The sequence below is a fragment of the Bradyrhizobium erythrophlei genome, from assembly GCF_900129505.1.
In the GTDB taxonomy this organism is placed as follows: Bacteria; Pseudomonadota; Alphaproteobacteria; order Rhizobiales; family Xanthobacteraceae; genus Bradyrhizobium; species Bradyrhizobium erythrophlei_D.
The window spans coordinates 5,018,736-5,044,236 of record NZ_LT670818.1 but is presented as its reverse complement, the minus strand read 5'-3'; the positions used below and the strand labels follow the sequence as shown (position 1 = coordinate 5,044,236).

27 protein-coding genes and 1 pseudogene are annotated in these 25,501 nt (G+C 60.0%); 3 read left to right on the top strand and 25 right to left on the bottom strand.

Translation table 11 applies throughout. From position 1 onward, the window contains the following. Positions 1-43: 43 nt before the first annotated feature. From B5525_RS23305 to B5525_RS47890, 6 genes and pseudogenes are all read right to left on the bottom strand, one after another. The gene (locus B5525_RS23305; protein WP_079568106.1) at positions 44-1,279 is read right to left on the bottom strand and encodes a condensation domain-containing protein; all 1,236 of its coding nucleotides are present in this window, start codon (positions 1,277-1,279) and stop codon (positions 44-46) included. A gap of 13 nt (positions 1,280-1,292) precedes the next feature. Beyond that, positions 1,293-1,583, bottom strand: coding sequence for a hypothetical protein (locus tag B5525_RS23300; protein WP_079568105.1), 291 nt, complete (start codon positions 1,581-1,583; stop codon positions 1,293-1,295). 106 nt (positions 1,584-1,689) lie between these two features. Beyond that, the gene (locus B5525_RS23295; RefSeq protein ID WP_079568104.1) at positions 1,690-3,303 is read right to left on the bottom strand and encodes a class I adenylate-forming enzyme family protein; all 1,614 of its coding nucleotides are present in this window, start codon (positions 3,301-3,303) and stop codon (positions 1,690-1,692) included. 568 nt (positions 3,304-3,871) lie between these two features. Continuing rightward, positions 3,872-4,750, bottom strand: a complete 879-nt coding sequence (locus tag B5525_RS23290; protein WP_079568103.1) for an alpha/beta fold hydrolase — start codon at positions 4,748-4,750, stop codon at positions 3,872-3,874. A 236-nt stretch (positions 4,751-4,986) separates the two neighbouring features. Next, a complete protein-coding gene (locus tag B5525_RS47895; protein ID WP_172899947.1) occupies positions 4,987-5,133 on the bottom strand; it encodes a DUF1127 domain-containing protein in 147 nt (48 codons plus the stop codon). A gap of 543 nt (positions 5,134-5,676) precedes the next feature. Beyond that, positions 5,677-6,261 (bottom strand): annotated as a pseudogene (locus tag B5525_RS47890) (peptide deformylase). Here B5525_RS47890 and B5525_RS46490 point away from each other — a divergent pair. Both B5525_RS46490 and B5525_RS46485 read left to right on the top strand, forming a co-directional pair. Beyond that, positions 6,226-6,363 carry an ester cyclase gene (locus B5525_RS46490; RefSeq protein ID WP_244567548.1) on the top strand — a complete coding sequence of 46 codons (138 nt, stop codon included), beginning with the start codon at positions 6,226-6,228 and terminating at the stop codon, positions 6,361-6,363. The pseudogene B5525_RS47890 and the gene B5525_RS46490 sit on opposite strands and share 36 nt — an antisense overlap. 517 nt (positions 6,364-6,880) lie before the next feature. Next, positions 6,881-7,897, top strand: coding sequence for an integrase core domain-containing protein (locus B5525_RS46485; protein WP_079568099.1), 1,017 nt, complete (start codon positions 6,881-6,883; stop codon positions 7,895-7,897). A 616-nt stretch (positions 7,898-8,513) separates the two neighbouring features. Here the strand turns inward: B5525_RS46485 and B5525_RS23265 are convergent. The 4 genes from B5525_RS23265 to B5525_RS23250 form a co-directional block, all read right to left on the bottom strand. Continuing rightward, positions 8,514-9,623, bottom strand: coding sequence for an alkene reductase (locus tag B5525_RS23265; RefSeq protein ID WP_079568098.1), 1,110 nt, complete (start codon positions 9,621-9,623; stop codon positions 8,514-8,516). 125 nt (positions 9,624-9,748) lie between these two features. After that, positions 9,749-10,423, bottom strand: coding sequence for a peroxiredoxin-like family protein (locus B5525_RS23260; RefSeq protein ID WP_079568097.1), 675 nt, complete (start codon positions 10,421-10,423; stop codon positions 9,749-9,751). A gap of 127 nt (positions 10,424-10,550) precedes the next feature. Continuing rightward, positions 10,551-10,826 carry a hypothetical protein gene (locus tag B5525_RS23255; protein ID WP_079568096.1) on the bottom strand — a complete coding sequence of 92 codons (276 nt, stop codon included), beginning with the start codon at positions 10,824-10,826 and terminating at the stop codon, positions 10,551-10,553. Between the two features lie 156 nt (positions 10,827-10,982). Beyond that, a complete protein-coding gene (locus B5525_RS23250) occupies positions 10,983-11,864 on the bottom strand; it encodes a LysR family transcriptional regulator (RefSeq protein WP_079568095.1) in 882 nt (293 codons plus the stop codon). A 125-nt stretch (positions 11,865-11,989) separates the two neighbouring features. On the opposite strand from B5525_RS23250, the gene B5525_RS44250 reads away from it, so the two are divergent. Further along, on the top strand, positions 11,990-12,223 hold the full coding sequence (locus B5525_RS44250) for a hypothetical protein (RefSeq protein ID WP_154073381.1): 234 nt from the start codon (positions 11,990-11,992) through the stop codon (positions 12,221-12,223). A 30-nt stretch (positions 12,224-12,253) separates the two neighbouring features. On the opposite strand, the gene B5525_RS23245 is transcribed toward B5525_RS44250, so the two are convergent. The 15 genes from B5525_RS23245 to B5525_RS23180 form a co-directional block, all read right to left on the bottom strand. After that, the gene (locus B5525_RS23245) at positions 12,254-12,523 is read right to left on the bottom strand and encodes a hypothetical protein (RefSeq protein ID WP_079568094.1); all 270 of its coding nucleotides are present in this window, start codon (positions 12,521-12,523) and stop codon (positions 12,254-12,256) included. A 200-nt stretch (positions 12,524-12,723) separates the two neighbouring features. Further along, complete coding sequence (locus B5525_RS23240; RefSeq protein WP_079573695.1) at positions 12,724-13,833, bottom strand: SDR family oxidoreductase; 1,110 nt, start codon at positions 13,831-13,833, stop codon at positions 12,724-12,726. Between the two features lie 53 nt (positions 13,834-13,886). Next, on the bottom strand, positions 13,887-14,828 hold the full coding sequence (locus B5525_RS23235) for a D-2-hydroxyacid dehydrogenase family protein (protein ID WP_079568093.1): 942 nt from the start codon (positions 14,826-14,828) through the stop codon (positions 13,887-13,889). A 12-nt stretch (positions 14,829-14,840) separates the two neighbouring features. Then, entirely contained in the window at positions 14,841-15,668 is an 828-nt protein-coding gene (locus tag B5525_RS23230; protein ID WP_079568092.1) for an alpha/beta fold hydrolase, read from the bottom strand. Further along, positions 15,665-16,135, bottom strand: coding sequence for a 2,4'-dihydroxyacetophenone dioxygenase family protein (locus B5525_RS23225; RefSeq protein WP_244568068.1), 471 nt, complete (start codon positions 16,133-16,135; stop codon positions 15,665-15,667). The genes B5525_RS23230 and B5525_RS23225 overlap by 4 nt, the downstream gene beginning before the upstream one ends. A gap of 148 nt (positions 16,136-16,283) precedes the next feature. Beyond that, a complete protein-coding gene (locus B5525_RS23220) occupies positions 16,284-16,988 on the bottom strand; it encodes a glutathione binding-like protein (RefSeq protein ID WP_079568090.1) in 705 nt (234 codons plus the stop codon). A 153-nt stretch (positions 16,989-17,141) separates the two neighbouring features. Beyond that, a complete protein-coding gene (locus tag B5525_RS23215) occupies positions 17,142-17,699 on the bottom strand; it encodes a YkgB family protein (RefSeq protein WP_079568089.1) in 558 nt (185 codons plus the stop codon). 121 nt (positions 17,700-17,820) lie between these two features. Beyond that, the gene (locus B5525_RS23210) at positions 17,821-18,396 is read right to left on the bottom strand and encodes a carboxymuconolactone decarboxylase family protein (RefSeq protein WP_079568088.1); all 576 of its coding nucleotides are present in this window, start codon (positions 18,394-18,396) and stop codon (positions 17,821-17,823) included. Continuing rightward, complete coding sequence (locus tag B5525_RS44245; RefSeq protein WP_154073380.1) at positions 18,393-18,569, bottom strand: hypothetical protein; 177 nt, start codon at positions 18,567-18,569, stop codon at positions 18,393-18,395. Before B5525_RS44245 ends, B5525_RS23210 begins: the two co-directional genes overlap by 4 nt. A gap of 12 nt (positions 18,570-18,581) precedes the next feature. Then, the gene (locus B5525_RS23205) at positions 18,582-19,424 is read right to left on the bottom strand and encodes a sensor histidine kinase (RefSeq protein WP_154073379.1); all 843 of its coding nucleotides are present in this window, start codon (positions 19,422-19,424) and stop codon (positions 18,582-18,584) included. Positions 19,425-19,580: 156 nt separating this feature from the next. Beyond that, complete coding sequence (locus tag B5525_RS23200; protein ID WP_079568086.1) at positions 19,581-21,986, bottom strand: ATP-binding protein; 2,406 nt, start codon at positions 21,984-21,986, stop codon at positions 19,581-19,583. Positions 21,987-22,276: 290 nt separating this feature from the next. After that, positions 22,277-22,645 carry a response regulator transcription factor gene (locus tag B5525_RS23195; RefSeq protein WP_079568085.1) on the bottom strand — a complete coding sequence of 123 codons (369 nt, stop codon included), beginning with the start codon at positions 22,643-22,645 and terminating at the stop codon, positions 22,277-22,279. A 113-nt stretch (positions 22,646-22,758) separates the two neighbouring features. Next, on the bottom strand, positions 22,759-23,388 hold the full coding sequence (locus tag B5525_RS23190) for a response regulator transcription factor (protein WP_079568084.1): 630 nt from the start codon (positions 23,386-23,388) through the stop codon (positions 22,759-22,761). Between the two features lie 580 nt (positions 23,389-23,968). Then, entirely contained in the window at positions 23,969-24,361 is a 393-nt protein-coding gene (locus tag B5525_RS23185; protein WP_425305209.1) for a YkgB family protein, read from the bottom strand. Between the two features lie 147 nt (positions 24,362-24,508). Continuing rightward, positions 24,509-25,045 carry a carboxymuconolactone decarboxylase family protein gene (locus B5525_RS23180; protein WP_079568082.1) on the bottom strand — a complete coding sequence of 179 codons (537 nt, stop codon included), beginning with the start codon at positions 25,043-25,045 and terminating at the stop codon, positions 24,509-24,511. Positions 25,046-25,501: the final 456 nt, after the last annotated feature.

Sequence of the window (25,501 nt, the reverse complement as noted above, 5' to 3'; positions counted from 1 at the left end):
ATATGGGAATCGGGTGCGACGCGCTCCGATTGTGGCCGCGACGCTAGGCACAGGAGCTGAGAAGAGTCCGACGGATCGCGTCCAGAAGGCCAGGGATCGGCTGGTAGCTCTGATGAACCATACGGAGCCGGCCGGCGAACGTATTGACGCCTATGGTCTGCCGATCGGCAGGAAGATTAGTCAACATAGCCGGCCCCCAGATCGCCTTGAGCGTCAGCGGCCCATAATCTACCGCAAGGGGCAGGACGCCGAGATTCGAGATGACTGCAGCACTTTGCGGTTGGGAAGCAAAGAACTCCTCTACCTCCTGCCTGCCGGCCGTCGGCGGAAACTCGGCCGCTATCCATTGCAGCATTGCTGTCACCGCCGCGGGCGATCTCGCCGCCCGCAAGCGATCGACAATTTCGCGAGCATCGCGCCAGAGGGACTGTTGGCGCGCCGCGGGGATCTCGACGACGCCGGCGCCGATAAAGACGCCGCAGTGGCCGGCTTCAATTGACGCGATCCTACTCAAGTCCATAGGGCAGTGCAGCCTTATTGCATTGGCGTCGGAAGGTGGGAGGTGACGTGAGGCGGCAGCACAGATTGCGCCATGTACCGTCGTACCGTTCTCCTTGCAGCACTGTATGAGGCGGGCGGTCTCTTTCTGGTCCCATTCCAAGATCGCGATATTCACGGCGAGCTTATCGGACGCTTGTGCAACCCGCTCGGAGGCTGGCGAGATATTAGTACGGAACGCTGTATGCTGCGGGACGGGCGAATTGGCGGCGGAAATGGCGAGCATTTCTTCAAGGGGAGGAAGCGGCGACAGTGCGTCGAGATGCTCGCCGGCGAGAGCACGCATGAGATCGTCGAGAACACGAATTCCTGACAGCGCGTCGGCCATCGCATGATGAAACGTCAGGACGATCGAAGCGCCGTCGGATGCCCACAAAGCCGTCGCCCGCATGAGCGGCCCCGGCGTCGTGTCGAAAGGCAGAGTAAGTTCACTTTCGACGACCCCGCGCCAGTCGATGTCTGCGTCAACCGGAGCCGCATGGACTTCGATCGAGTTATCGGTTTCATGGAACGCCGGTCCGGTTTCTGCATCGTCAACGATACAGACCCTCAGCGCGGGATGCCGCCTGCGAACCTGATCGAACGCCGCGCTGAGCCTGGCCGCATCAAACGCGCCTCCGATTTGAGCGACGAGACAGAAATGTACGGGAAAGGCGAGCGAATAAAGACGGAAGAACCTCTCGCAGCAGCCAAGCGGGCGGATACGATTTGCAACGGGCATTCAGCCAATAACCTCAGCAGCCGCGGCAAATATTGAGCTTGCGATCCACGGCTGCATCCTCCTCCCCGATATGCTCGAGATCGCCGGGGTTCTCGGATGGAACGTCACGCGCATGCGGTTGGCGGTGGCCGACCGGCGCGCCGATCAATGGTGTATTTTGCGTCAGCAATGAGGGCACGAGCAGAGAGGGTGCGGTTGCACGTGCGGACTGCGCCGACGATGTCGCGCTTCCAACGGTCTGCGCAATCGTCGCGCGACTGCCGAAGATAGCCAGCAACACAATTGTCCTGATCAAGTTTCGCATGATTTAGATCTCCCGGGTTCGGCGCAAATCGTCTCGGCGTGAGTCGGCGCGTGATGTCGCCGACGTCAGCCGTTTTCGGTTCACATGGAATCCTGTGTGGAGGGACCTAGCTGATCCGAGCCACGCGACTGGGCAGCCGCGCGTCGGGCTGTTTAGGTTGCAACGCCATCGCTTCAATCAGCGCAGGGCCAGCTTTGTCGGCCTGGTCGGTCTTGGCCGCGATGGCCTGCAGCGCGTTGCGATCGACCTTGCTCAGCGCGTTGCGGGGCAGTTCGTCGATTATCTCGAGGCTCTCGGGCACCTTGTAGGATGCAAGCCGCGTCGCGACATTGCCCAGGATTTCGGAGACGACCGTGTCCTTGGCTCCGTCTGCGAGCTTGACAAAACCGACCATGCGTTGACCGAGTACGGCATCCGGTATGCCAACCACCGCGGCTTCCCTGACCGCAGGATGCGAGGCGACCAGCGCCTGCTCCACTTCGACGGGTGAGATGTTGGTGCCGCCGCGAATGATAATGTCCTTCTTGCGGGATACGAACCAGAGCTCGTCTCCCTCGCCGCGCCGCATCAGATCGCCGGTGTGATACCAGCCGGCCCTCAGGCTTTCGCCGGTTGCTTTCGGATCGTTCCAGTAGCCGTCGAAGACGTTTCCGCCGCGGATCAGGAGTTCGCCAACCTCACCGTTGCCGACATCTGCGCCTTTTGCATCGACCAACCGGATCCGCGCACCCTTGGGGACCCGCACGACCGGTCCGGGTCGCAGGCCGAAGGTCAGAGATCCCACGACTTCCGTTGCACCCCAGACGTTGTAGAGCGGAGCGCCAAAGGTCGCGGTGACGCGCTCCTGCAGATCGACCGGACAGGTATCCGCTCCGGTCAGGCAGATTCGCAAGGACTTCAGATTGCGCGGCCGGGCCAGTTGGCACCCAAGCATTGCCGCATATTGGGCCGGAAAACCGGCCAACCAGGTGCAGCAATGGCGTTCGACGGTGTCGAGGACGATATCCGCGTCAAAACTTTCGAGCAGGACGAAAAGGGCGCCGAACTGAATGAAGGCGAGCGACGTGATGAGCCCGCTCATATGCGCCAGCGGCAAGGGCTCGATCATGATATCGCCGTCCGACAATCCCCAATTCCTGATCAGCAGGTCCGTCGTTTCGGCCAGTGTCGCCGGCGTATGAACGACGAATTTGGGTTCGCCGGTAGTTCCGGATGTGGTGATCAGAACCGATGGTTTATAGGAACCCGGTGGGGTCGACAAACTCTCGTTACCGGGGGCGTCGAATAGGGCTTCCCACGGCTGGACACCGTCGTCCTCGAAGGTTCCTTTGACGACAAAGCGCTTGTCAAGCGCCAGGATCGAGGCGTCAACCGCGGCGACATTATCGTAAAGGCTCATTTCACCAAGGTAGAGCGCCGGTCTCAGCCGGCGCAGAATGGGAGCGAGTTCAGCGAATTTGAATGCGGTTCGCAATGGTACCGCGATCGCCCCCAATTGAAAGCAGGCATAATAGGCGACGATCATTTCGGGCCGGTTCACCATGTGAATGGCAACGCGATCCCCCGGCCCGATGCCGCGTACCGACATTCCGCGCGCCAGGCTTTCGGCCTCGACCGCAAGCCGCTCGTAGGTCCACACTTCTTCGTGAAAGACAAATGCCGCACTTTTTGGCCGAGTTTGCACCTGGTGCATCAAAGCACCTGCTGGGGTCACTTTCATTTGGCTGGTCTCCCGTTGCTGATGGCAGGCACCAAATTGGCCGGGCCGCGCTACCGCGCTATTTCAGTCTCGGGAAAACGGTTGCGATTGTAGGCCAGCGAACAAACACGAGGCGAACACTAGGCGAGACGGCGCTGCTACGGAAACGCGAAGCCTCCACGCGACCGTATTGCTTGCAATTCCCCACCAGTTAGAGATTCGGATAGGTCTCTGTTCGCTCGCTACTAGTCATGAGCCTTCGTTTGCGGTTGAGTGTCCGCTTTTGCCGATGCTGTTGCAAAAGCCCCAAAAAAGCCCTGCGGCTGATTTTCCGCCAAAGGACGAAACAAGCGACAATCGTCGATCAATGCCGCCGCAAATCCGTTACCGGAATCGCCTGTGAGTTTGGCCCGCGGCGGTGTAGTCCCCCACATTATTAATCGATCATTGCGCCTACGGCTCGGAGAACTTGAGTCCCCTGCCGCAAGAAGACTTTTTCAACAATATCCGCCATCAGCGGACGCTCGACGCCCATCTCGACTGCCGCGATCGTCACGAAGTGCGCTGTAGAAGCTCGCAATGAGGGGTTTCACGGCGATTCCGCAGCACTACCCGACGCGCTGGTCAATCTGGCGATTAAAGACGCAATCGCGGGGGAAGAGTCTTCCTGCAAAAAATGTTTTCCGTAAACCACCTGGTAGCTTTCGGTATCCAAAGCCTTCAGCAAATAAGGTGCGTATTTTTTCATTCTCAAAGCTGGATCATCCTTGCCCCAAATGATCTGGGCCGGGAATTTTCGCGCCTTCAGAGCGGCCTTGATACCCTGCTCAAAAGCGGGGGTCCGTTCGAAGCTCCGCATAATCTGGAGGAACGCTCGTCCGCTATCTGGCCCCAAGAGAAGCTGGGCATAAGCAGCGGACTCTGCTCTGCTGATGTTGCGCGTGCCGAACGTTTTATTGAGAACGTAAAACATCGGAGTTCGCGCGGATTGTAACCAAAGCCAGCCGACGACCGGCCAGGCAAAAGGCTCCATGACCCACGGCCGCCGGAATTGGCTCACATCGACGAGCGTATTGAGAACCGTGAGCGACTTAATTCTACTGGGAACGCGCCGGATGATTTCAAAACCGACAGGCCCCCCTATGTCGTGAACCACAAAATGAAAATCTCTTATACCTGCCGCGTCGATGGCTTTCAGATACCACGTGGCGAACCCGCTCCAGCTGTAATCGAAATCGGCCGGCCGATCGGCAAGACCTAATCCCGGTAAATCAAGAGTGATCCCCTCAAACCCGCGGCTGGCCAATTCCGGCAGAAGCTTTCGATAAAGAAAGCCAGAAGTGGGAACCCCATGAACACAAATAACGGTCTCTCCCTGGCCCATCCGCCACAAGACCGTGTTCGCCCCCTCGACCTCGAGAACACGGCCCTGCTGCCTCCATTCTTCGATTAACCGGTCAGCGTTCATGTTCCCCTCCCGTCACCAAGAAGTGAGATGCCTTGAGTCATTAACTTCTAGCCCACGGATGCGCGGCGTTGCTGGTGGCGCTTCAACGTCTTGACCGTCCCACCGAGGCAGCAGCCGAAAGCGCATCACCCCTTCAACCCTCGCTCGCGCTGAATGAATTTCAAGGCTAGTCGGAGACGAACAAGCCAAGCACTGCATGGATGAAGCCGAATGCGGCGATTGCATAGCTGACCACGTCAGCAATCACGGCAGTACCTCACGACCTGCTCAATCTGCGACCGCTGAGGAATGCCGATATCCCGCAATGTCCGGTCATCGAGTTTCGCCAAGGCAGCGACGGCCTTTTTGATCTCTCGCTCCCGGCGCCCGCGCTCGACGAGCATCGTTCGAAGACTGCCCGCAGACGTGGTTAGGGTTCGCTGATAGGCGCCCAACGAAGGCGACGAAGAGGATTGGCATTTCGGCAACATAAGATTCTCCCTGAACAGGCGCGAAGCTTTGACGACTGGCAGTTACGGGATCATCACTGGCGTGGAGAATACGGTTACGGCCGTAATTTCGCGGCGCCACATTCTAATCATTCTTAGAATGGCTCAACTGGCAGCGCGAACACATAGCCAATGCGCGAGACGTAGCCGGAGGGAATCGAAACTAAGATTCACCAACCAGGTGCGGCCAAACAGGTTGAGGTCCATGGACGCTCGCGATCAACGGCATCGGCAGCAATTCCATGAAGCGAAGATCTTCGACGCCGTTCAAACGTCGGTTTTCACTGGCTAGATCGACTCTCCCTACTCCGCGCGCTTATCGAAAATATCGAGATCGGCACCAGCCGAGAAGTGCCGAAGGACACTGCGCACGATGATCGCGCGGCTACCGGCGTCTCGCGGCAAGTGAGGGGTCACATCGATTCACACAAATCCCCTTCATTTTTCCTTGGGCGGTTGGATCGAAATGGCGAGGCGTTGGAGTAGGTTGGACGAAGCACCTGTACCGTGCGGCTCGGTCGAAGTGAGCGTTCTTGGAAGCATGCAATCGGTAAGCAGCCGTCCGTCAAGGTGATCGCTTTCGTGTTGAAAGATGCGCGCCGGCCATCCTTTGACGGACCAAGTTTTCCGCCGGCCATTCGCCTGAAATCCTTCAACCTCGATCGCCTAGTAGCGGCAAACGTCCGCCTTAAAACCGGGAATGCTGAGACACCCCTCTGTCTCGATCACCATCTCCGGGGAAGTCGCGTACCAGATCGGATTGATGACTGCCTCAAACGGGAACGGATATCGATTCCGAGCCTTTTGCTGTTTGGGAGTCAGATGGCCCATCCGATCTTGAGTGTCCTCAATTACGAAAAGGCGTAATGGCACGGCAATTACGCCATTTCCCCCGAGCGTCACACGCATGACATCGATCAGTTCGTGAAGCGCGGGAGTGCCGAACAGTTCTTGCCGTACACTTCGTGTGCCGTTACGGAGCGCCGAATGCGGCAATGGCGACGCGCAAGATGGGGTTGGCATTACCAAAAGCGGACCCAGAACGGCCGCATCATCGACAACTGGCATATCGAAGATAATCTGACACTGCTCCAGCAGATGGGCGTCGCCAAGGTTGCTTCGTGAACGGCAGCGAAGGGGGACATGACGACTGGGTCGCGCCCGTCGTTGGATGCTGTCTGCGTATGAACGGCCGCTTTGCGCGCCAACTGTGGTCATTCATTACGCGAATCAACAAACGTACTGATTTCGCGAGTTTTGCATTACATATTTGGGAATGAGTTCTGTTCTGCGCAAATCGGGAAACGCAGGCAGCATGCAGTCGCTCTGGGGTTGGAGCGGTATGTCGGAGTTGGAATCAACTGATGAACATTCGCGTCTTCGGCCGCTCATAGCGATGCTGCCTCGCACGAAATCAGGTGACGCAGCGGTTCTTGCGCGCCTTATCGACTTGCGTGCCCGTTTTTCATGGCTGGCTGCACCAGGACGAATATGGCGCCCAAGCCGTGACGAACAGACCGCAGCCCTCAGGGGTCAGTGTCTCAGTACTTTCACTTAAAGACAAAATCTCAAGATAGAGGCCTGTGTGTACCGAAAACCTCTTCCGAGTTGCTGACGTGATGGAATCGCCTAAGCTGGCGGAATGATCGGGCTGCTCTGTTACGTTCTGGCCGTCCTAGCCTCTCCATTCAAGTCGAAGTTACGGCTTGAAGCTGAGAACGCGGTGCTTCGACATCAGTTGATGGTCTTGAGGCGTAAGCTGCATGGTCGCGTCCGGCTTACGAACAATGATCGCTGGTTCTTTATCCAGCTCTACCGCTGGGTTCCGTCGATCCTGCAGGTCCTCACGATCATCCGGCCCGAGACGCTCGTTCGTTGGCATCGGGCCGGCTTTCGCTGCTACTGGCGTTGGAAGTCGCGCCCACAGGGAGGGCGACCGCGGATCGACACGGAGCTGCGCGTATTGATCCGGCGGATGAGCATGGAAAATCCGCTTTGGGGTGCGCCACGGATCCACGGCGAACTGCTCAAGCTCGGGTTTGAGATCGCGCAGTCGAGCGTCGCCAAGTACATGGTCAAACGACGGGGGCCACCCAGCCAGGGATGGCGAACCTTCTTGCGTAACCACGCGCCGGACATTGCCGCCACGGACCTGTTCGTTGTTCCAACTATCGGTTTCGACCTGCTCTATGCCTTCGTCATTGTCCGGCTCGACCGCAGAGACCTTGTCTGGATCAACGTCACAGCAAATCCGACGGCAGAATGGGTTGCACGTCAAATAACGGAGGCGTTTCCTTGGGATGAGGCTCCGGACTACCTCATCCGCGATCGGGATCGCATTTATGGCACCATCGTCACACGCCGATTGCGCGCCATGGGCATCCGGGACAAGCCTACCGCACCAGCCTCGCCCTGGCAGAACGGCTTTGCCGAACGGCTGATCGGATCGATCCGACGTGAGTGTGTGGACCACATCATTGTCTTGGGCGAGATGCATTTGCGCCGAATCCTGCGATCTTATGCGGACTATTACAACCGCGTCAGAACTCATCGATCCTTGAACAAGGATACACCAGTGTCTCGCCCGGTTCAGCGAACCGGTGTGATCAGTTCACGCGCCATCCTTGGCGGACTTCATCACCACTACGCCCGTGTTTAAGTTTTCGGTACACACAGCCCGGTATTGAACGCTGGCGGGCAAACAGACAACTTGTCGAATATTCCCGGACCGCGTCCTGACTCGAAATGAAAATCCATGATGGCGTTCGTTCCCATTTTCTTTTTCGACGCCTCCGCGCGGCATTGGTCGTCGGTGACTTGAAGGACGCTTATACGCATTGAACCTCTTCTGGGGGCGCCTCCGTGCTGCTTGGTGAAAGGCGAATTATGAGATGGCTCATCAAAGCTTGGGATCATCGACTCTCCGTCGCAGACCGGTTTGAGCTGTTACCTCTTCGTGCCGCCCTTAAAGGCGAGCCTGCCGCCCATTTCCGCGTTCAAATGATGGCTAATGGAAGTGAGGCCTCATACAAACGCTCACATTTGCAATACTCAGATTCGCCTCAGCCCGATGAACGATTGAGCGAGAGACTAACCCTTTTCGGAGGACAGGTCTCCATTCCCGTTAGGAATAAGACTAATCACTCCGTCAAAGCTTCGTTCGTCCTAATAGCCGAGCACACCGACAGGCCGCCGGTCGTCTGTTTCAGCTATGGCATGATGCGCGACCAGTGTGGGCGCGCCGTGCTCTGGCGCGCCGCAGCTTCGGTCCGAAACTAGACTGCCGCCGTCGCCAAGTCGGCGTGCGTCGGATAGTCGATGTAGCCTCGCCCGTCGCCGCCGTAAAACGTCGAGCGGTCGTAGCGGTTCAAAGGCAAACTGCGCCGAAACCGTTCGGGCAGGTCAGGGTTGGCGATAAAGTGGCGACCGAACGCGACGAGATCGGCGTCGCCTGCCGCAACGATGGCCGCGGCACTCTCACCAGTAAAACCGCCGGCTGCGATCAGGGTGCGGCTAAATTTTTGCCGCAGGTGCTGGGCGGCGATAGGAGCCTGGCCCTTGCCGATCTCCTCGATGCCCTTGATGCGCGGCTCGACCACGTGGAGGTAGGCGATGCCCAACCGATCTAGCTCGGTCACTACGTAGCCAAAGGTAGCTGCGGGATTGCTGTCCGACATCGATCCATAGGTGCCGTTCGGCGCGATGCGGACGCCGACGCGATCGGCGCCGAACACCGAAATTGCAGCCTGCGTGATCTCCAGGAGGAAGCGCGCGCGGTTTCCGATGGGGCCGCCATATTCATCCGTGCGCTTGTTGGCGCCGTCCTGGAGGAATTGATCGGGCAGATAGCCATTCGCACCGTGAATCTCGACGCCATCAAAACCAGCGCGCAGCGCGCGCTCGGCGCCGGCGCGAAACTCCTCGATGATGCTGGGTATCTCCTCGAGCGCGAGCGCGCGCGGCATCGAGAACGGGACGTCGCCCTGTTTGGTATAGGCATAGCCTTCTGCCGCGATCGCGGACGGCGCGACCGGCGCCTCGCCATTGGGCTGCAGATCGGTGTGCGACTGGCGGCCGACATGCCACAGCTGCAGGAAGATCCGGCCGCCCTTGGCGTGAACGGCCTCGGTGATGCGCCGCCATCCTTTGATCTGACGGTCCGCATAGATGCCCGGTGCGCCGGCGTAGCCGTTGCCGCGGATCGACACGGGCGTCGCCTCCGAAATGATGAGGCCTCCTTTCGACGCGCGCTGGGAATAGTACTCGACCATCAGGTTGCTCGGAATGTCACCTGGATCAGAGCGCATCCGCGTCAGCGGCGCCATCACGACACGATGGGCGAGTTGATAGGGACCAATTTTTAGCGGCGAGAATAGTGTGCTCATTGTTGTCTCCTGTCGGTTTGAGTGACAGCGGCCGATGGTCGCTTTGCGTCGTGCGCCCCATCGGCCGCCTCGGGGGAAGCGCGACGGGATCGCAATTGCGCTTTTCGAGTGGTTGATCGTCGTCGTCACACCTTGACGGCGGCGGCCCGCTGCAGCACCGGGATCATCTCTTCGGGCGCGGGCCTGCGGGTGTAGTCGGGGTTCACTTCGGAATAGAGGATGGTGTCGTCCTGGCCGATCACGTAGCGGGCCGGCATCGGCAGGGTCCAGCTCGGATCGTCGTTGAACGTGGGCAGATCGTTCTTCAATCCCTTGTAGAGCTCCACCAGATAGTCGGGCAGCTCGAAGCGCAGGCCGAACGCGGCACCGACCTTGCCCTTCGCATCCGACAGGATCGGGAAGGTGAGCTTGTTCTGGCGCATCGACTTGCGGCTGTTCGGCACGGTCTGCGGCGAGACTGCGAGCAACGAGGCGCCGTACTTGTCGAACGCCGGCTTGGCGGCCTCCAGCGCCTGCAACTCCATGTTACAATAGGGGCACCAGACGCCACGATAGAAGCTGACGACCAGCGGGCCTTTCTCCAAAAGCTCGTCCGAGCTGACGATGTTCCCCTCGGGATCCTTCAGCAGGAACGATGGGGCCACGTCGCCAGCTTTCTTGGCACGCTGCGCAGCGCCGGAGGCGATCAGTTCGGCGGTGGCGCGATGCATGGTCTCGATCACGGAACGAGAAACGCTGTAGGGCGGTTTGCCGGCTTCGAAATCGGCCTTGAACGTATCGAGTTTGGCTTGCAGCGACATGGTCGGTACCCCTTTGGGTTTCGCGTGGGCTTATGGATCGAACTCACGCGAAAGAACCTAAAGCAGATCGTCATGGAGGGTAGCGAGGCCGTCGGACTAGACCCTATTCCGCTCAGGAATAGAGACTTCAGCAGCCGCGGCAGATGATCAGCTTTCGATCGAGTTCGGCATCAAGACCCTGTTGCTGGCGCTCCCAGGCCGACAGAACCTCGTTCTGGGAAACGTCCGGCCTTGCAGGCTGCCGATGACCGGTCGGCGCGAGCCAGGGCGAATGCGAGGTCAGAACGGCTGGGTTGTTTTGATCGGACGCCGCCATTGCCGGCGAAAGCAGGCTGAACAGGACAACACCGGCCGCGACGGCCGCGGCAACACTCGTCGAATGCTTCGTTGATTGGGTGGACATGATGACACTCCTTCTCTCGCGGGCTCGGGATGAGCAATTCCGCTTCTGGTGTCACCTTGACTGATCGCGCCGAGACGTTGAATGCCGGCCGGGATCGAATAGATGCTCGTTCGTCTCATCTGCGCCGGAAACGCCGGCGCCTCGGCTAAATCCTTGTCACGGGTTGAAGCTACGTTCGAAGAAATCAACAAAAGTCCGCGCTTTCGCTGTCGCGGCTCGCCCGGTCGGAAACACCGCCCACAAATCGAGTGGCGGCAGGCTCCATTCCGATAGCACCGCGCGCACGGCGCCCGAGCGCAGCTCCGGCGTGAACATCCATTCGGACGAAATGGTAAGCCCAGCATGGGCAAGCACTGCGGCTCTGACGCCTTCGGCCGCGGTCACCTTCAACCTACTTTGGACCTTTACCGCAGCTTCAGAGCTGTCGCGCCGGAACGACCAGATGCTGCCTTCGCCCTGCAGATATACGACAGCCTGATGCTTGCTGAGATCGGCTGGCGTTGCGGGGGTACCCGCACGCTCGAAGTATTCGGGCGTACCCAAGACCAGTCGCTTGCATCGAGCGATGCGGCGGACTGTCAGCGCCGAATCGAGCAGCTTTCCCATCCGCAGCGCCAGATCGATGCCCTCCTGCACGAGGTCGATCTGACGGTCGTCGAGCACGACTTCCAGATCGAGGTCCGGGTGTTGTGCGAGGAATTGCGGCAGCAGCGGAATGAGGTGAATGCGGGCAAATGTAACGGCGGCGCAAACGCGCAATCGTCCCTTCAGCCCGGTGCCGGCGCCGCGCGCGGCGAGTTCCGCCTCATCGGCCTCCTCGATCGCGCGCTTGGCGCGCTCGAAATAACCGAGTCCCGCCTCGGTCGGTGTCAGTCCGCGCGTCGAGCGCGTGAGCAGCTTGACGCCCAGATAGTTTTCGAGCTGCGCGACGGTCTTGGAGACCGCCGGCTGCCCGACGCGAAGCTGCCGTGCGGCACCGGAGAAGGACCCTGTCTCGACCACCCGGATGAAAGTCTCCATCGAAGCCAAGCGATCCATTGTCGTTATCCCTATTCTCCCTGGGAATGAGCAATATTGCCACGTCCTGTCTGCCACGACCGCGGAAAATTGACCATGCCTTCTCGCGACCCAAGCGGGTGCTTGGGCCGCGACGGAGACGACCGATGACCAACTACAGACAATCTTACGCTGACCGTTACGAGGCACCGTCATCCGCTTTCCGCTCCCGGCGGCGCACGATGAGCGTTGTCGCCGGGACGGTACGGATGCTCAACCTGAGCATTGCCGATGCGCTCCATGCCTACGCGGTGACCGGCAGCGCCTTCGCGACCCTGGTGGTGCTTGTCACGCCGCACCTCGAGGTGTTCGTGCGCTGCATCTTCCACGGAAAGGGATAGCCGGCGGCATCTCCTTGCGAATGGCTCGGCTCATGGAAAGAAGAGCACGGCCTGGCCGTTCAGGCGGGGCAGCCTCGCAACGGCGCCGAGACATTCTCCAGTCTCGAAATCGAAACCGACGACTTCGTCTCGAGCCACACAATAGAGCCGGGCATCCGGCCCGAAGCGCAAACCCCGTGGCTTCTGAAACCGCGCACCAGATTTTGGAACAAGCACCCGCGCGAGACGCCCGTCAGCGTGGTCATATTCGCGGATCGTCGTCACCGCATTGGCCGCACCGAACGGATGCTCGCTGCTCACGACGATATTTCCGTTTGGCGCGATCGCAAGGTCAAGCGGACTAAGCTCGGGGGTCTCTCACCTTCCATGATGGCAGCATCCGGCGATCGTCATGTCAGTCTCGGTACATATTCGAAGCAAGACCCTTTGGCGCTTTCGCTATCAATGGCTGCGATCGGCGACTTTGCGGAGCGGCATCGGTGAGAGCCGAGCATCCGGAACTACTTCGCGGCTGACGGCAAGAGCTTGTGGTCGATCAGAGACTGCAGTGCGTTGCGGAACGAGTCCTCGGTATCGACTGTCTTTGTGAACCCAGCCTGACGCAGTTTGACGGTGCTCACGAAGGCCCGAGGTCCTTCCGGCGCGCCATAAGCGAACGCGAAGTCCGCATGCTGGTCCCCTTGGCCAACCAGCTCCCGCAGGTTCCGCGAGCGAAGATCGTACTTAGCGACGATCCGGTTCCAGACATCCGCGTTTTCATCGAGGTATGCTGCCACGCTCGTTGGCATGTCGGGTCCGGTTTCGGCACCGAGGGTTTCGGCCATGGCCGGCCACACATTGCGCCACTCGAACACGTCGCCGTTAGTGATGTTGAACGCCTGGTTCGCCGCCTGGGGCGACTGCGCAGCCCAGACCATCACGTCCGCGACGAGGTCTGCATCGGCGGCTTCCCAGACGAACGACGGACCGCCAGGAAAACCGAACGGTTCACCCTTCTCGCGGCGGATTGCCGCGTAGGCTCCGATGGCGGGGACTACGTTCAACGCGCCTGGGGTGGGCCCGGTGACGAGCTGCGGGCGTAGAGCCGTATAGTTGAAGCCGTGCTGGGCGCCCATCTCACGCACATAGGCCTCCTGGTCGAAGAAGAAGTTCTGGTGATCCCTGTGGGCGTCACGTTCGCGGGCCGGGATAGGGATCGGGTGCAGGTGCACGCCATAGATCTTCGTTCCCTGCAGAATGCTGATGTGCCGGAAATTGGATGCGGTGTGCACGATCGGGCTCACCACGTTGCGCAGCATGGCGTTGTTGGTCTCGATCTGTTCCTTGCTCGACCAGCCGGCTACCAGCTCGGGTTTCTCGTGCAGAGCGGTGTAGGCGATGTGGGTGATGTCGGTCAGCGGCTCGAACGCGGCGCGGGCCTTTTTCTCGTCCCGCAGATCGACGGATAGAAACTGGACGTCGCGGCCGCTCGGCAGCTCGGGCTTGCGGCGCGAGACGCCGACCACCTCCCAGCCCGCGGCAAGAAACTTCTCGATCGCGGCGACGCCCAGCAGGCCGCTTGCACCCGTGACCAGCACCTTATTCCGAACGATCTTTCCCTGGTTGCTCATGCTCATGATTCCTGGACCTCGTATTGATAAGAAATTTTGCTCGTCGCAAAGGCCTATGCGGCCGTTGCGTTAACCTCGATCCATTTTGCGATGCTGGCCGCGGCGTCGCCGTAGAAGGTCCGATAGAGATCTTCGGTTACGTAGCCGATGTGAGGCGTCGCGAGGACGTTCTCCAGCCTCCGGAAGGGGTGATCTGGACCCAACGGCTCGACCTCGAATACGTCGACCGCCGCCCCGGCTATCCGGCGCGCCTGCAGCGCTTCGATCAGAGCCACCTCGTCGACGATCGGACTACGCGATGTGTTGACGAATCTCGCCGTCGGCTTCATCAGGGCGAACTCGGGTGCCCCGATCAGCCCTTTGGTACGACTGCTCAGGACGAGATGAACTGTCACGATGTCGGCCTCGCGGAACAACGTCTGCTTGTCCACGAGGGTGGCGCCGGCGACCCTTGCTTTCTCCTCAGTGAGATTCTGGCTCCAGGCGATCGCCTTCATGCCGAACGCGAGGCCGATGCGCGCCACTTCTGTTCCGATGTTTCCCAGCCCGACGACACCCAGGCTTCTACCTCTCAGGCTTGAGCCGAGGCTCGTTTGCCATCCCCCGGCCTTGAGCGAAGCGGCTTCCCGGTCGATGCCTCGTATGCTGGCCAGAATCAGCGACCAGGTGAACTCGATGGTGGGTGTGGAGTCATAGCCGGTCGCTGTGACCGCGATGCCGAGATCGGTCGCGGTCTGGATGTTGATGGAGGCGTTTCGCGGTCCGGTCGACGCTATCAGCTTGAGGTTCGGGAGCTGCTGCAGGATCTCCCTCGTAAGCGGCGTGCGTTCGCGCATGACGCATATCGCGTCGAACGGGCGCAGGCGCTCGACGACGGCTGCCGCATCAGCCAGGTGGTCGTTGAACACGGTGATCTCGGCGTGCCGCCGGACGGCCGACCAGTCAGCAAGCCGCAGCGCAACGTTCTGGTAGTCGTCGAGGATCGCAACCTTCATGGGCTTCCTCCGTCAGCTTCGTTTGGCAGCAAAGAAGTCGGCCAGCGCTCCCGCCACCACCTTGGGATCATTCTCCATCGGAATGTGGCCGGCCGACTTGATCCGTACAAGCCTCGTCTCCGGAATTTCGCGAGCGTAGCGTTCGGCATAGTCGATTGTCTGAAATGGGTCGTCCTCGCCCCACACCAGAAGCTTGGGCGTCTTTGACTGCAGAAGAGCCGGCAGCATCTCCATGGTGTAGCGGTGGTCCGCGGCGCCCGCGAGCGCCAACCAGGAGCGGGCAACCCGCGGGTCGGTCCAGGGTTCGAGATACTCGGTGATCTCGGCTTCGCTTGCCGGACGCCCGAGCGCCTTTACGACGGACACGCGGCGCGCGGCCAGTACATCATCCCGCGTCGTCGCGGCGGCCACTGCCGGATCCCGGAAGCGGGCAACGCCGGGCACCGGCCATGAGTCGTACATGATGCCGTTCACCACCGCCACGCGCGGGACCTCCACGGTTCCAGCGAGCGCCAGATGCTGCGCCACCCCTCCGCCAATGTCATGGCCGGCGACCATGACCGGCCCCTCATGCCCGAGCGCTTCGAGGAAACGCACCAACCAGGCGGAGAGACCCGGGACCGAGGCCTCGCTCAGGGTGAGTTCGCCTCCGGAGCGGCCGAAGCCTGGGAAATCGACCGCCACCGGGCGAAGGCCCGCCGCGGCGATGCCGTCGAGCACGGGTTGCCACACGCGGCTCCAGTAGGTGCCATGAAGCAGGAGAACCAGGGAACCGCCCTTGCCGGCGGTCAGATAGCTGATCGGAACGCCGCCGACATCGACGGTCTCGCGCCTCGTCATCGGACGATCCTCTTCACATGGTCCTTGCCGAGCCCGACGGCTTCATAGTGCCTGGTCGCGTGCTCGAGCTTGGTGAAAACATCTTCGTATCCGAGCGCCTCGCCGTAGGGATCGACATAGGTGTATCCACCCGTCACGTGAAAGAGCGTGGCCATCTCCTTGACGTCATCCGGAACGACGAGCGTGTGCGTCTCGCCGGGCGGCTCGAAGGCATAGTCGCCAGGCGTCGCGATCCAGTCATGCTCAAGGTAGCGCCATCTTCCGCGCAGCGTGAAGGCGTGCACCGGTCCGGAATGGCGGTGACGCGACAGCACGCCCGAGGACCGGACCCGCAGGATGTTGATGTAGTAGCCCTGGGTCACGTTCAGCACGAGCGGCCTGAACGCGACGGTCGGCGACTGCGGCACCCATTCACGTTCGTCGCCGTCAAGTTCCAGCGCGGAGCCGACGAATACATCCGGCACCATGCCGGTGGGCTGGGGTTTTTGATAAGCAATCTTGCTCTGATCGATGGAACGGCGCTCGGGCGCCTGCTGTTGCTTCGATGAAGACGTCGTTGTCATTTTAGCCTCCAACACGCAAAATGAACGTCGGCAGATTTGTGGCTCGTTGTCGTCAGACTGCCGGCACTCTTGCGGCGGTCTGTCCGAACAGGATCTTCTTCCCTTGCTCGGTGACGGCGGGACGGCCCGAGTACGGCTCGCCTCTGGCGTAGGCCCGCTGCGTTCCGGGGCGCGCGCGCACGATGTCGAACCAGCGCCGCAGGTTCGGGAAGTCGTCCAGATTCTGCTGCTGACGCTTCCAGGGAACGACCCAGGGATAGGAAGCCATGTCAGCGATGGTATAGTCGTCGCCGGCGATGAACCTGCGGCTTTCGAGATGACGATCGAGCACGCCGTAGAGACGGTTCGTCTCGCTCACATAGCGTTCGATCGCGTAGGGAATCCTGCTCGGCGCGTAAACGCCGAAGTGGTGGTTCTGTCCGGCCATCGGTCCCAGCCCGCCCACCTGCCAGAACAGCCATTCCGTCGCGGTCTTGCGGCCGCGGACGCTGTTCGGCAGGAAGCGGCCGGTCTTCTCGGCGAGGTACAACAGGATGGCGCCCGACTCGAACACGGGGATCGGTTCGCCGCCGTCGGACGGTGCGGTATCGATGATCGCCGGCATCCGGTTGTTCGGCGAGATGGCAAGGAAGTCGGGCCTGAACTGATCGCCGGCGCTGATGTCCACCGGATGAATCGTGTAGTCCAATCCCGCTTCCTCTAGGAACATCGTGATCTTGTGGCCGTTCGGCGTAGGCCAGTAGTAAAGGTCGATCATTTCCGTCTCCTCTGCTTGTCCGCCAGGTGCGAGGCCCCGGGCCCCGCCCCTGCCGGTGGCAAGGGGCGGCCTCGGTCGCGGTCAGGCGGCGGCTTCAGCTTCAAACTTGCGCATCCGCCGGCGTCGGCGGCAGCCGCCCTGGGGCAATATTATTCATTCCTGTCCGGAATGAACGAGACCCGCGGCCTTCGAGCGCCGCACGGCCGGTTGATGTTGGGTGACGCGCACCACGTCCTGCTTCAACAGATAGAACGAGACCGCCAGCAGCACGACATCCTTCATCAGAAACGGGACGTTGCCGGTCATTGCCGGAAATCCGGCCGCGGGATCCCAGCCGTCAGGCATGAAAGGAATGATCGTGACGGTCGCGATGAAGGTCGCGGTCGAACCGGCTGCACCCAGAATTCCGAGCCGCTTGTCCCAAAACCCCGCAAGTAGAAGGGCGCCGAATGTCCATTCGGAAACACCGAGAAACCAGCTTGCACCCTGATGGCCGAACACGGGATAGAGCCAGAAGATCAGCGGACCGTTGCTGATGAAGGGCACGAGCCGCTCCGCCTCATATGGCCACCACTTCTGGTAACCGAAGAAGAAAAACATGAGCACCATCGATGCGCGGACCAGATGGTAGTCGAGATCCTCGGTGAGCAGGCCGGACCGGCGCAGGATCAGGACCAATGGACTGATTGCCGTATTGAGAATCGCGTTCATTGTCGTAACTCCTTGTTTCAAGCGTCGACATGCAGTCGCTTCACGCGACCGCGGGGAAGTCGATTTCAGTGTCGGACCACGCCGCCCCCGCAGCGAAGCGAGGGCGGCTTTCTGACGCCGCTCAGGCGGCGGGCTTGAGCTTGCCGGGCGGAGTCCACTCGGCGCCTTTCATGAAGGAATCGTTCGGTGTGTCGGCAAGGTGGTTGGTATAGTTGGAGATCAGCTTGGTCGCGGCGAGAACGAGCACGTCGAGCACGGCCCGATTGTCATAGCCCGCGGCCTTGAAGGCAGCGACGTCGGCCTGGCTCACCACGCCGCGCTGTCGGGTGACTTTTGCAGCGAACTGGCGCAGCGCCTCGAGCTTCGAGTCGGCGATCGGACGGCCTTCGCGGACTGCCGCGATCGCCGCATTGTCAACCTTCGCCGCGCGCGAGAGGTTGGTGTGACCCGCCATGCAATAGGTGCACTCGTTCTCGTAGATGATCGCGAGATAGACGATGTTGCGCTCCTGCGGCGTGAAACCCGTCTTCTCGGCAATGCCCCAGAGCGTGCTGTAGGCCTCGAGCGCCGCCGGGCTCTCGGCGAGGATGCGGTGCAGGTTGGGCACGAAGCCCCAGCCCTTCTGGATGCCGTTCAGGATCTCGGCAGAGGCTGGTGGCGCAGTGGCGGTCTCGTGAAGTGTGAATCCGTTGATCATTTCCGTTCTCCTCTTTTGAGCACCAAAACCATGGCCGCACCATCATCCATTCCCCGACGCGGCGGCAGACGCGGCGGAGCGATATCATTCATTCCGATGAGGAATGGGAAGCTTTTGCCGTAAATGAGCTGCCAATCCCGTTGTCTGGAGCTGATTGTGTCGGGATTGCCCATGATAATTTCCTCCTAGTTGCGCGCCCTTTTCGCGCGCGCGACCAAAATGGAAAAGCGAGACCCGCGGCAGGGAGTGGAGGCGACGTCGATGCGGTGGCCCAGAATTCCGAGCGCCTGGCGCACGATGAAGAGACCGATGCCGAGGCCGTCGCATTGTGCGGGATCGAGGCGGGTGAACGCTTCGAAGATCCTCGGAATTTGTTCACCGGGAATTCCAGTGCCCGTGTCGTACACATCGATCCGGATCCCCGAACGGGAGTGCCGGCAGCCAACAAGGATGCGACCTCCTGGTTGGGTGTACTTGATTGCATTGCTGACCAAATTGCGCAGGGCGGCGCCGAGAAGCAGGCTATCGCTCAGTATCGTGGCGTCGCTGGAAACCACGTGGATGCTCACACCCTTGCTCAGCGCGGCCTGTTCATTCTCGCGGCAAGCCCGCCGCAAGACCTGATGGACGCGTACAGGCGTGAGCTCAAGACGCCTCGAGCACTCTCGGACGCGCAGCGCAGTCAGGATCTGCTCCAGTTGCTCCTTAAGCCGGTCGATCGCGCTTTGACCGGACCGCAAATAGCGCAGTTCGGAACTCGTTCGGACCCCAAGCCCCAGGAGTTCGTGAGCGCTTTGAATGACCTGCAGTGGCTGCCGGAGATCGTGCCCGGCCATGGCGAGCAGCACCGCCTCGAAGTTCGAGTCTCCGTGCGGCCTAGCAGAGGCCGTCATGTTCCAAGATACCGGTCGCGTCGCGCCAGCTGTTGCCCGGAAACTCTTGTTGCGTTCTTCCGTTCCGATATGGTCGTCACTTGACTGGAAAGCGCCGCTTTGATCTCCAAAACCCGCAAAAACTTGCTCGGTCATAACCAACCTCCACCCACGATTGAAGTCCGTGCTGGTGAGGAGGATTATCCATCCGGTGGCTTTTGGCCTATTGCCCAAGCGAATGTCGGAGTAACACCTTGGTATCAAAGATCCAGCCGATCGGCTGGGCCAGACGATTCAAAGTGGTGACGGCAGTTAAGTTTGAGCAGCGTCCTTAGCGGGAAGCTCGAACCAGAACCGGGCGCCGCCGTGGATCGAGTTGTTGTCCGCGCCGCTCCGGCCACCATGCGCTTCAACGATCGACCGGCAGATCGACAAGCCCATGCCCATGCCCCCCTCCTTTGTCGTGAAGAAACTGTCGAACAGGCGGGAAAGATGCTCCGGCTTGATACCAGGGCCGCTGTCCTCGACGGTACAGCGCATGGTTGCGGCATCAACCGCTTCCGTGGAAATAGCTATTTTACGGTCGATGGCAGGCGCCTGTGCTGTCGCCTGCAATGCATTGACCACTAGATTGACGACAACCTGTTGTAGTTGGGTGCGGTCGGCGAGCACTTTCGGACCCGCGGCCGCACCATGGTACGACACCGTCACGCGACGGGATTGCGCTTCGTGCCGCAGAAACTGCAACACCTCGCTGATCAGATCGTCAATTGACACCAACACGCGCTCTGGTGGCCGCCGGGCGGCCATCGAGCGGATCCTGGCGATGATTTCCGATGCGCGCCGCGCGTCGGCATTCATCCGCTCAAGCGACGAGCGCACTTCGTCGAAATCGGGCGCTGGCCGATTAAGCCAGCGTAGTCCCGCATCAGCACTGGCGCCAATGGCGCCAAGGGGTTGATTGATTTCGTGGGCGATCGAAGCAGTTAGCTCTCCCAACGTTGAAACTCGCGCAGCATGCGCAAACTTCGCCTGGATCTGTTGGAGTTCCTCCTGAGCCCGGGCAAGATCGGTCAGATCAACGAGCGCAATGAGATCGACGCCGACGTCAGTCCGCGTGGCCGTGAAGAGCACGTCGATCACGCGCCCGTCTAGCGTATTGACCTGCGTTTTTTCCTCGTATGTCGTCTCGCCGCGGAAACGGCTTTCCAGCGTCCGGCGGATCGTGTCCGGTCGCGCTTGCCAGAAGTGCGTCGCAGGCCCGAGCAGCTCGCGCCGATCCTTGGCGCCGAACATCTTTACGGTAATGCCATTAACTTCCTCGACCACCATGACTTCGATCGCGTTCAGCACGAACTCGGGATGAGCGTCGAGATAGGCAGGAAAGTCGACCACGCCCGCGCCTGCTACGTCCTTGAACATTTCGAGCAATCCGCGGACATTGACCTGCCAAAGCGAAATAGGCATGTGATCAAACAGTCTGCGGTATTGTTGCTCGCTCTGCTCCAACGCCGCATAGGCAGCCTTGCGCTCGGTTACATCCATGACTGCGCCCATGAACTGAAACCCGCGGCGCTCATCTTTAACAAGGTGCGCAACGACATGAAGATGCTTGACCAAGCCGTCAGGCATCAACAGCCGGTGCTCAAAATCGTAGTCCTGTTTCTTCTCCGCAGCATGCTCGACGGCCCGTCCGACGGCCGCAATATCATCGGGGTGGACGCGATCGAGCACCATCTGGATGGAGGGCTTGCTCGCGGGGTCGTACCCAAGAATCTTGTAGCATTGGTCGGACCAAAAAATCTCGCCGCTCGACACGTTCCAGCCGAAGCTGCCGGTGTGGCTCAGGTTTTGTGCTTCGGCGAGGAAGGTTTCCTGCATTCGCCGCAGCGCGGTTTCGGCCCGCTTGCGCTCGGTGATATCGGTATTGCTCTCCAGCGTACCGATCGGTTTTCCCTCCGCGTCCCTCTGCAGGGACCACCGGCTTTCAACAGTAACTCGTTCGCCCGTACGCGTCGTGTGGACAAGTTCGCCTTCCCAGCGGCCGGTGCGTGACAAGATTTGATCGATGTCAGTGAGCGGAGCCGGAAAGACCGTTTTTAGCAGATCATGGGTGATCTTGCCGGCCGCCTCGCCTCGTTTCCAACCATAAAGCTCTTCGGCGCCCCGATTCCAGTATCGAACCACATTGTTCACGTCTTTGACGAATACGGCGTCGTGGGTGAGATCGAGAAGCCGCGCCTGTTGGCTTTGCACTTCGCCGAACTGGCGGACCCGCCTTACCAACCCCGTGATTGCGAGCGAAGTGAAAAAAAATGCGATCAGAGTGAGCCAATCTTGCACGTCCCAGATCTGAAACGTGAAAATCGGCTCGAAGAAGAAATAGTCGAGACAGCCGGCGACCATCAACGAGAAGATGACTGACGAAATGAAGCTGTCCAGCAGAGAGAGCAGAACGATTACAATCAAGTAGATCGGGACAACGACCCTTGGCTTGAGGTCGAGTTCAAAGCCGACCCAGGTCACCAGCGCGATCATGGCACCGCCAACGAGCCAAAGCGCAAACAGGTAGCGGTAGTTCGTGGTCCGCTTTTCCGTCCATAGCGTCTCCGGTACCAACAGCGTACTTGCCTGCAAGGTGCGAAGATCGCCAACGGTCCGCTGCAACAGCCCGCCCGAATTCGTCACTATTTTCCCGAGTTGCTCAAAGCCGCTCATGGGACGATTCTCGATGCGAGCGCTCAAGCTTCCTGCCGGCTCCGCATGGCGCTCAAACGAACCGGTATGCAATCGACAGCCTAACAATCGCGCTATTTCATTCCGAATGCAACGGCCACCAGCTTGCTACTGCGACCTTGAACCTTGGGCTGACCCTGCTGGGCCCGCATTTCGGGTAAAACCGAGCGCACAACTCGTGGAAAAAGCAAGGTAAAACGGCCGAGCACCCCGCCCGTTATCCGTTTTGCTCCTGGCGCATCATCCGCAGAAGTCGCATTGAAGGGCTAACTCTAACTTTTCAGCGCCCTCTCCAGACAACCTACAAGTATTTCCGATTCAATTGGCTTCTTGAGAAAACACATTGCACCGCTCGCGAAAGCCTTCTCTTCAAGACCGGGCTCAAGGCGGGCGGTGATCATGATCACCGGCAGAGAGCATTGTTGTGCAGTCAGGTGCTCTTTAAGGTCGATCCCGCTCATTCCAGGCATCTGAATGTCGGTGATCATGCACGCGAAACTTTCGGCATCCCCATGCGCCAGAAAATCTTCAGCCGAAGCAAAGCCGCGAGCATCATAACCGAGCGCACGGACCAAATCCATGAGTGAGGTGCGCATCGAATCGTCGTCATCAACGATGGAAATTTTTCGTGTCACAGGCATCCGGCCGTCCTTGAAATATTCCGAGCATCGCCGCTGAGTCGCGGGGCGAATGCGACATTAGTCACATGCGCGACCGCGTCTTGTAATCAGACTCAGGTATGAGGAACCGCCAGTCAGGGTTCCATGGTTTTCAACGCATCGGCCATCCGGACCAGATCGGCAAGAGTGCGTGCACCCATTTTTCGCATTGCTGCGCCGCGATGAATCTTGACGGTCACCTCGCTCAGGCCGAGGTCTCCTGCCACCTGCTTGTTCATCTTCCCTGTGGTCACAAGCATCATCACTTGCTGCTCGCGCGGCGTTAGCGTCGCGAAGCTTTCGGCGAGACGTGCGGTGTCGCCTGATTCGGCGCGGCGCTTTCGGTCTCGCTCAATTGCCGCGGCCGCCGCGTCGAGCATATCCTGATCGCGAAAGGGCTTGGGCAGGAAGTCCACCGCGCCTTTCTTCATGGCGCGAACCGACATTGGTATATCGCCATGACCGGTGATTAGTATGACAGGAAATCGAATACCGAGGCCAATGAGCTGGTCCTGGAAATCAAGTCCGCTTGTCCCCGGCAGCCGCACGTCAAGTACGATACATCCCGGGGCATCGGTCCTGGCAGCGTCGACGAACTCGCTCGCCGATCCGTAGGTCCGAGTCTGTATTCCGACCGAGCGAAACAGACTCTCAAGGGAAGCCCGCAACGATTCATCGTCATCGACAATATGAACAACCGGCCTGTCGTTCGATCCTTGTACCATTAGCCTGCGCCCAGCGGACAGCTTCTCAATATCAGGTCGCGTCGCTGCGCCTGATCACACCAAGGCATGATCGTATCAGACCTTTATCACTGCCAAAAGTCGTCTGTCGATTGCGCAAAAGGCAGAAACATTCCATCGGCGGCAGAGCGGTCCAAGAATCGCGACGAACCTCGGCACTCGAACGGAATTGCGAAAGGCGTCGCGAAGAATCTCGCAGCTTTACCGCTCGCGCCAACGGGCCAAAGCAAAGTACGCCCTTGGCCTGCAAATCTCGGTGACCATTCATGCGCTCTTGCGTCGGCATCCCGGACATCCGTGCGAGGCGGAACTGCTAGATGGGAAAGCCGAGGTTTCTTCGCGCGGAACCGGCGGCGAACGAAGGTCTCCACCCATCAGCGGGTAACACCCCGGGCGAAAACCGGAGGTCAAATCAGGCCCAAAGTCACATTCGCAACAGCGGCAGGCACCATATGATCTTGCGCCACAGTCGGCAAGTTCGCGCCAGCCGCGGGCCCGGTTCCACTTGCAGAAAGCCGCCGGCAAGCCGTTGCTTGCCGACGGCTATTTGATTTGCGCAGGATCATTGCTGGGTAACGCGCACCACGTCCTGCTTCAACAGATAGAGCGACACGGCCAGCAGCACGACGTCCTTCATCAGGGAGGGGACGTTGCCCGTCATCGCCGGAAATCCGGCCGCAGGGTCCCAGCCATCCGGCATGAATGGGATGATCGTGACGGTGGCGATGAAGGTCGCGGTCGAACCGGCGGCGCCGAGGATACCGAGCCGCTTGTCCCAGAACCCGGCGAACAAGAGCGAGCCGAATGTCCACTCAGCGCCCCCTAAGAACCAGCTCGCGCCCTGATGGCCGAACACAGGATAGAGCCACCAGATCAGCGGACCATTGCTGATGAAGGGAACGAGCCGCTCGGCCTCATAGGCCCACCACTTCTGGTAACCGAAGAAGAGAAACATGATCACCATCGAAGCGCGAACGATGTGGTAGTCGAGATCGTCTGCGAGCAGGCCGGACCAGCGTAAGGCGCCGACAAGCGGATTGACTGCAGTATTGATAAGTCATTGTCGTAACTCCTAGTTTTGAGCGCCGACCCGTGCAGTCGCTTACGCGACTGCGGGGAAGTCGATGTCGGTGTCGTTGATGTTGTTGAAGACGTTGGTGAAGACGGTCGTCGCAAAGGCGAGGCTGATGTCGACGAGCTGCGCGTCGCTGTAGCCGGCATCCTTGATCGCAGCGAAATCGGCATCGCTCACAGTGCCGCTGGTTGTCGCGAGCCTGCGAACGAAACGGACCAACGCATCGCGCTTGACGTCGCCTGTCGGCTTGCCATCGCGGATGTTCTTCAGCTCTTCGGGTTTCAACCCGGCGAGCTTGCCGAGCAGGCTGTGCGCGGCGACGCAATAGTCGCAGCCAGCGACGCCGGAGATGACGAGTTTGATCGTCTCTTGATCGCGCTTGCTCAGGCTGCCCGAAGCAAGCACGGCATCGGCAGCAAGCACTGCCTTCAGTGCCGCAGGTCCGTGCGCGCCTATCGCGGCAAAGGTGTTCGGCACGTTGCCGATTGCCTTTTTGATCTGGCCATAGATCTCGGCGGTCGCGCCGGTTGCGGATTCAAAGCTGGGAACGGAAAGACGGGACATGGTGACACTCCTTGGTTGGGGTTGAACAAAGATTGCGGAGTGATTGTATGAACCCAAATTGAGATTTTTAATGTCGTTTCATCTCGTATATATGCTTATTCGTCTCATAAAGGCAGGAGGTCGCTTTTCACGAAGAGAGACGCCCGCGGCTCTGGTGCGAGAACCGCGGGCGGAGCTAGTCCCGGCTCAGCGTTGGATGCCGACATCAATTGTGGTCGGCTACGTGATGCGCTATCGGCCTCGCGTGAGCGCATGCGGCGCATAGGCGAGTTGGTCGGCGGCCGGCAGCCACGGATCGCGGAAGCAATCGCCGCCGCGGCCCGACGAGGTCCACTGACATTACTCGAGAGTATCGAAACTGCAGGACACCACCTGCGACGTCACATCCTTGCGGCAGTATTCGCCAGCGGATGCAGGTGTCGCGGACGAGACAAAGGCCATCGCGGCAAGCGCCGC

What these genes read in the sequence shown, in the direction of transcription:
- B5525_RS23295 (WP_079568104.1), bottom strand. Translation starts at nt 3,303, where the DNA reads ATGAAAGTGACCCCAGCAGGTGCTTTGATGCACCAGGTGCAAACTCGG.
- B5525_RS23305 (WP_079568106.1), bottom strand. Translation starts at nt 1,279, where the DNA reads ATGCCCGTTGCAAATCGTATCCGCCCGCTTGGCTGCTGCGAGAGGTTC.
- B5525_RS23190 (WP_079568084.1), bottom strand. Translation starts at nt 23,388, where the DNA reads ATGGTACAAGGATCGAACGACAGGCCGGTTGTTCATATTGTCGATGAC.
- B5525_RS47895 (WP_172899947.1), bottom strand. Translation starts at nt 5,133, where the DNA reads ATGCTCGTCGAGCGCGGGCGCCGGGAGCGAGAGATCAAAAAGGCCGTC.
- B5525_RS23195 (WP_079568085.1), bottom strand. Translation starts at nt 22,645, where the DNA reads ATGCCTGTGACACGAAAAATTTCCATCGTTGATGACGACGATTCGATG.
- B5525_RS46490 (WP_244567548.1), top strand. Translation starts at nt 6,226, where the DNA reads ATGCGGCAATGGCGACGCGCAAGATGGGGTTGGCATTACCAAAAGCGG.
- B5525_RS23290 (WP_079568103.1), bottom strand. Translation starts at nt 4,750, where the DNA reads ATGAACGCTGACCGGTTAATCGAAGAATGGAGGCAGCAGGGCCGTGTT.
- B5525_RS23205 (WP_154073379.1), bottom strand. Translation starts at nt 19,424, where the DNA reads ATGACCGAGCAAGTTTTTGCGGGTTTTGGAGATCAAAGCGGCGCTTTC.
- B5525_RS23225 (WP_244568068.1), bottom strand. Translation starts at nt 16,135, where the DNA reads ATGGTGCCGGATGTATTCGTCGGCTCCGCGCTGGAACTTGACGGCGAC.
- B5525_RS23185 (WP_425305209.1), bottom strand. Translation starts at nt 24,361, where the DNA reads ATGTTTCTCTTCTTCGGTTACCAGAAGTGGTGGGCCTATGAGGCCGAG.
- B5525_RS23300 (WP_079568105.1), bottom strand. Translation starts at nt 1,583, where the DNA reads ATGCGAAACTTGATCAGGACAATTGTGTTGCTGGCTATCTTCGGCAGT.
- B5525_RS23235 (WP_079568093.1), bottom strand. Translation starts at nt 14,828, where the DNA reads ATGAAGGTTGCGATCCTCGACGACTACCAGAACGTTGCGCTGCGGCTT.
- B5525_RS23265 (WP_079568098.1), bottom strand. Translation starts at nt 9,623, where the DNA reads ATGAGCACACTATTCTCGCCGCTAAAAATTGGTCCCTATCAACTCGCC.
- B5525_RS23250 (WP_079568095.1), bottom strand. Translation starts at nt 11,864, where the DNA reads ATGGATCGCTTGGCTTCGATGGAGACTTTCATCCGGGTGGTCGAGACA.
- B5525_RS23220 (WP_079568090.1), bottom strand. Translation starts at nt 16,988, where the DNA reads ATGATCGACCTTTACTACTGGCCTACGCCGAACGGCCACAAGATCACG.
- B5525_RS23255 (WP_079568096.1), bottom strand. Translation starts at nt 10,826, where the DNA reads ATGTCCACCCAATCAACGAAGCATTCGACGAGTGTTGCCGCGGCCGTC.
- B5525_RS44245 (WP_154073380.1), bottom strand. Translation starts at nt 18,569, where the DNA reads ATGGGCAATCCCGACACAATCAGCTCCAGACAACGGGATTGGCAGCTC.
- B5525_RS23230 (WP_079568092.1), bottom strand. Translation starts at nt 15,668, where the DNA reads ATGACGAGGCGCGAGACCGTCGATGTCGGCGGCGTTCCGATCAGCTAT.
- B5525_RS23200 (WP_079568086.1), bottom strand. Translation starts at nt 21,986, where the DNA reads ATGAGCGGCTTTGAGCAACTCGGGAAAATAGTGACGAATTCGGGCGGG.
- B5525_RS44250 (WP_154073381.1), top strand. Translation starts at nt 11,990, where the DNA reads ATGACCAACTACAGACAATCTTACGCTGACCGTTACGAGGCACCGTCA.
- B5525_RS23260 (WP_079568097.1), bottom strand. Translation starts at nt 10,423, where the DNA reads ATGTCGCTGCAAGCCAAACTCGATACGTTCAAGGCCGATTTCGAAGCC.
- B5525_RS23180 (WP_079568082.1), bottom strand. Translation starts at nt 25,045, where the DNA reads ATGTCCCGTCTTTCCGTTCCCAGCTTTGAATCCGCAACCGGCGCGACC.
- B5525_RS46485 (WP_079568099.1), top strand. Translation starts at nt 6,881, where the DNA reads ATGATCGGGCTGCTCTGTTACGTTCTGGCCGTCCTAGCCTCTCCATTC.
- B5525_RS23240 (WP_079573695.1), bottom strand. Translation starts at nt 13,833, where the DNA reads ATGAGCAACCAGGGAAAGATCGTTCGGAATAAGGTGCTGGTCACGGGT.
- B5525_RS23210 (WP_079568088.1), bottom strand. Translation starts at nt 18,396, where the DNA reads ATGATCAACGGATTCACACTTCACGAGACCGCCACTGCGCCACCAGCC.
- B5525_RS23215 (WP_079568089.1), bottom strand. Translation starts at nt 17,699, where the DNA reads ATGAACGCGATTCTCAATACGGCAATCAGTCCATTGGTCCTGATCCTG.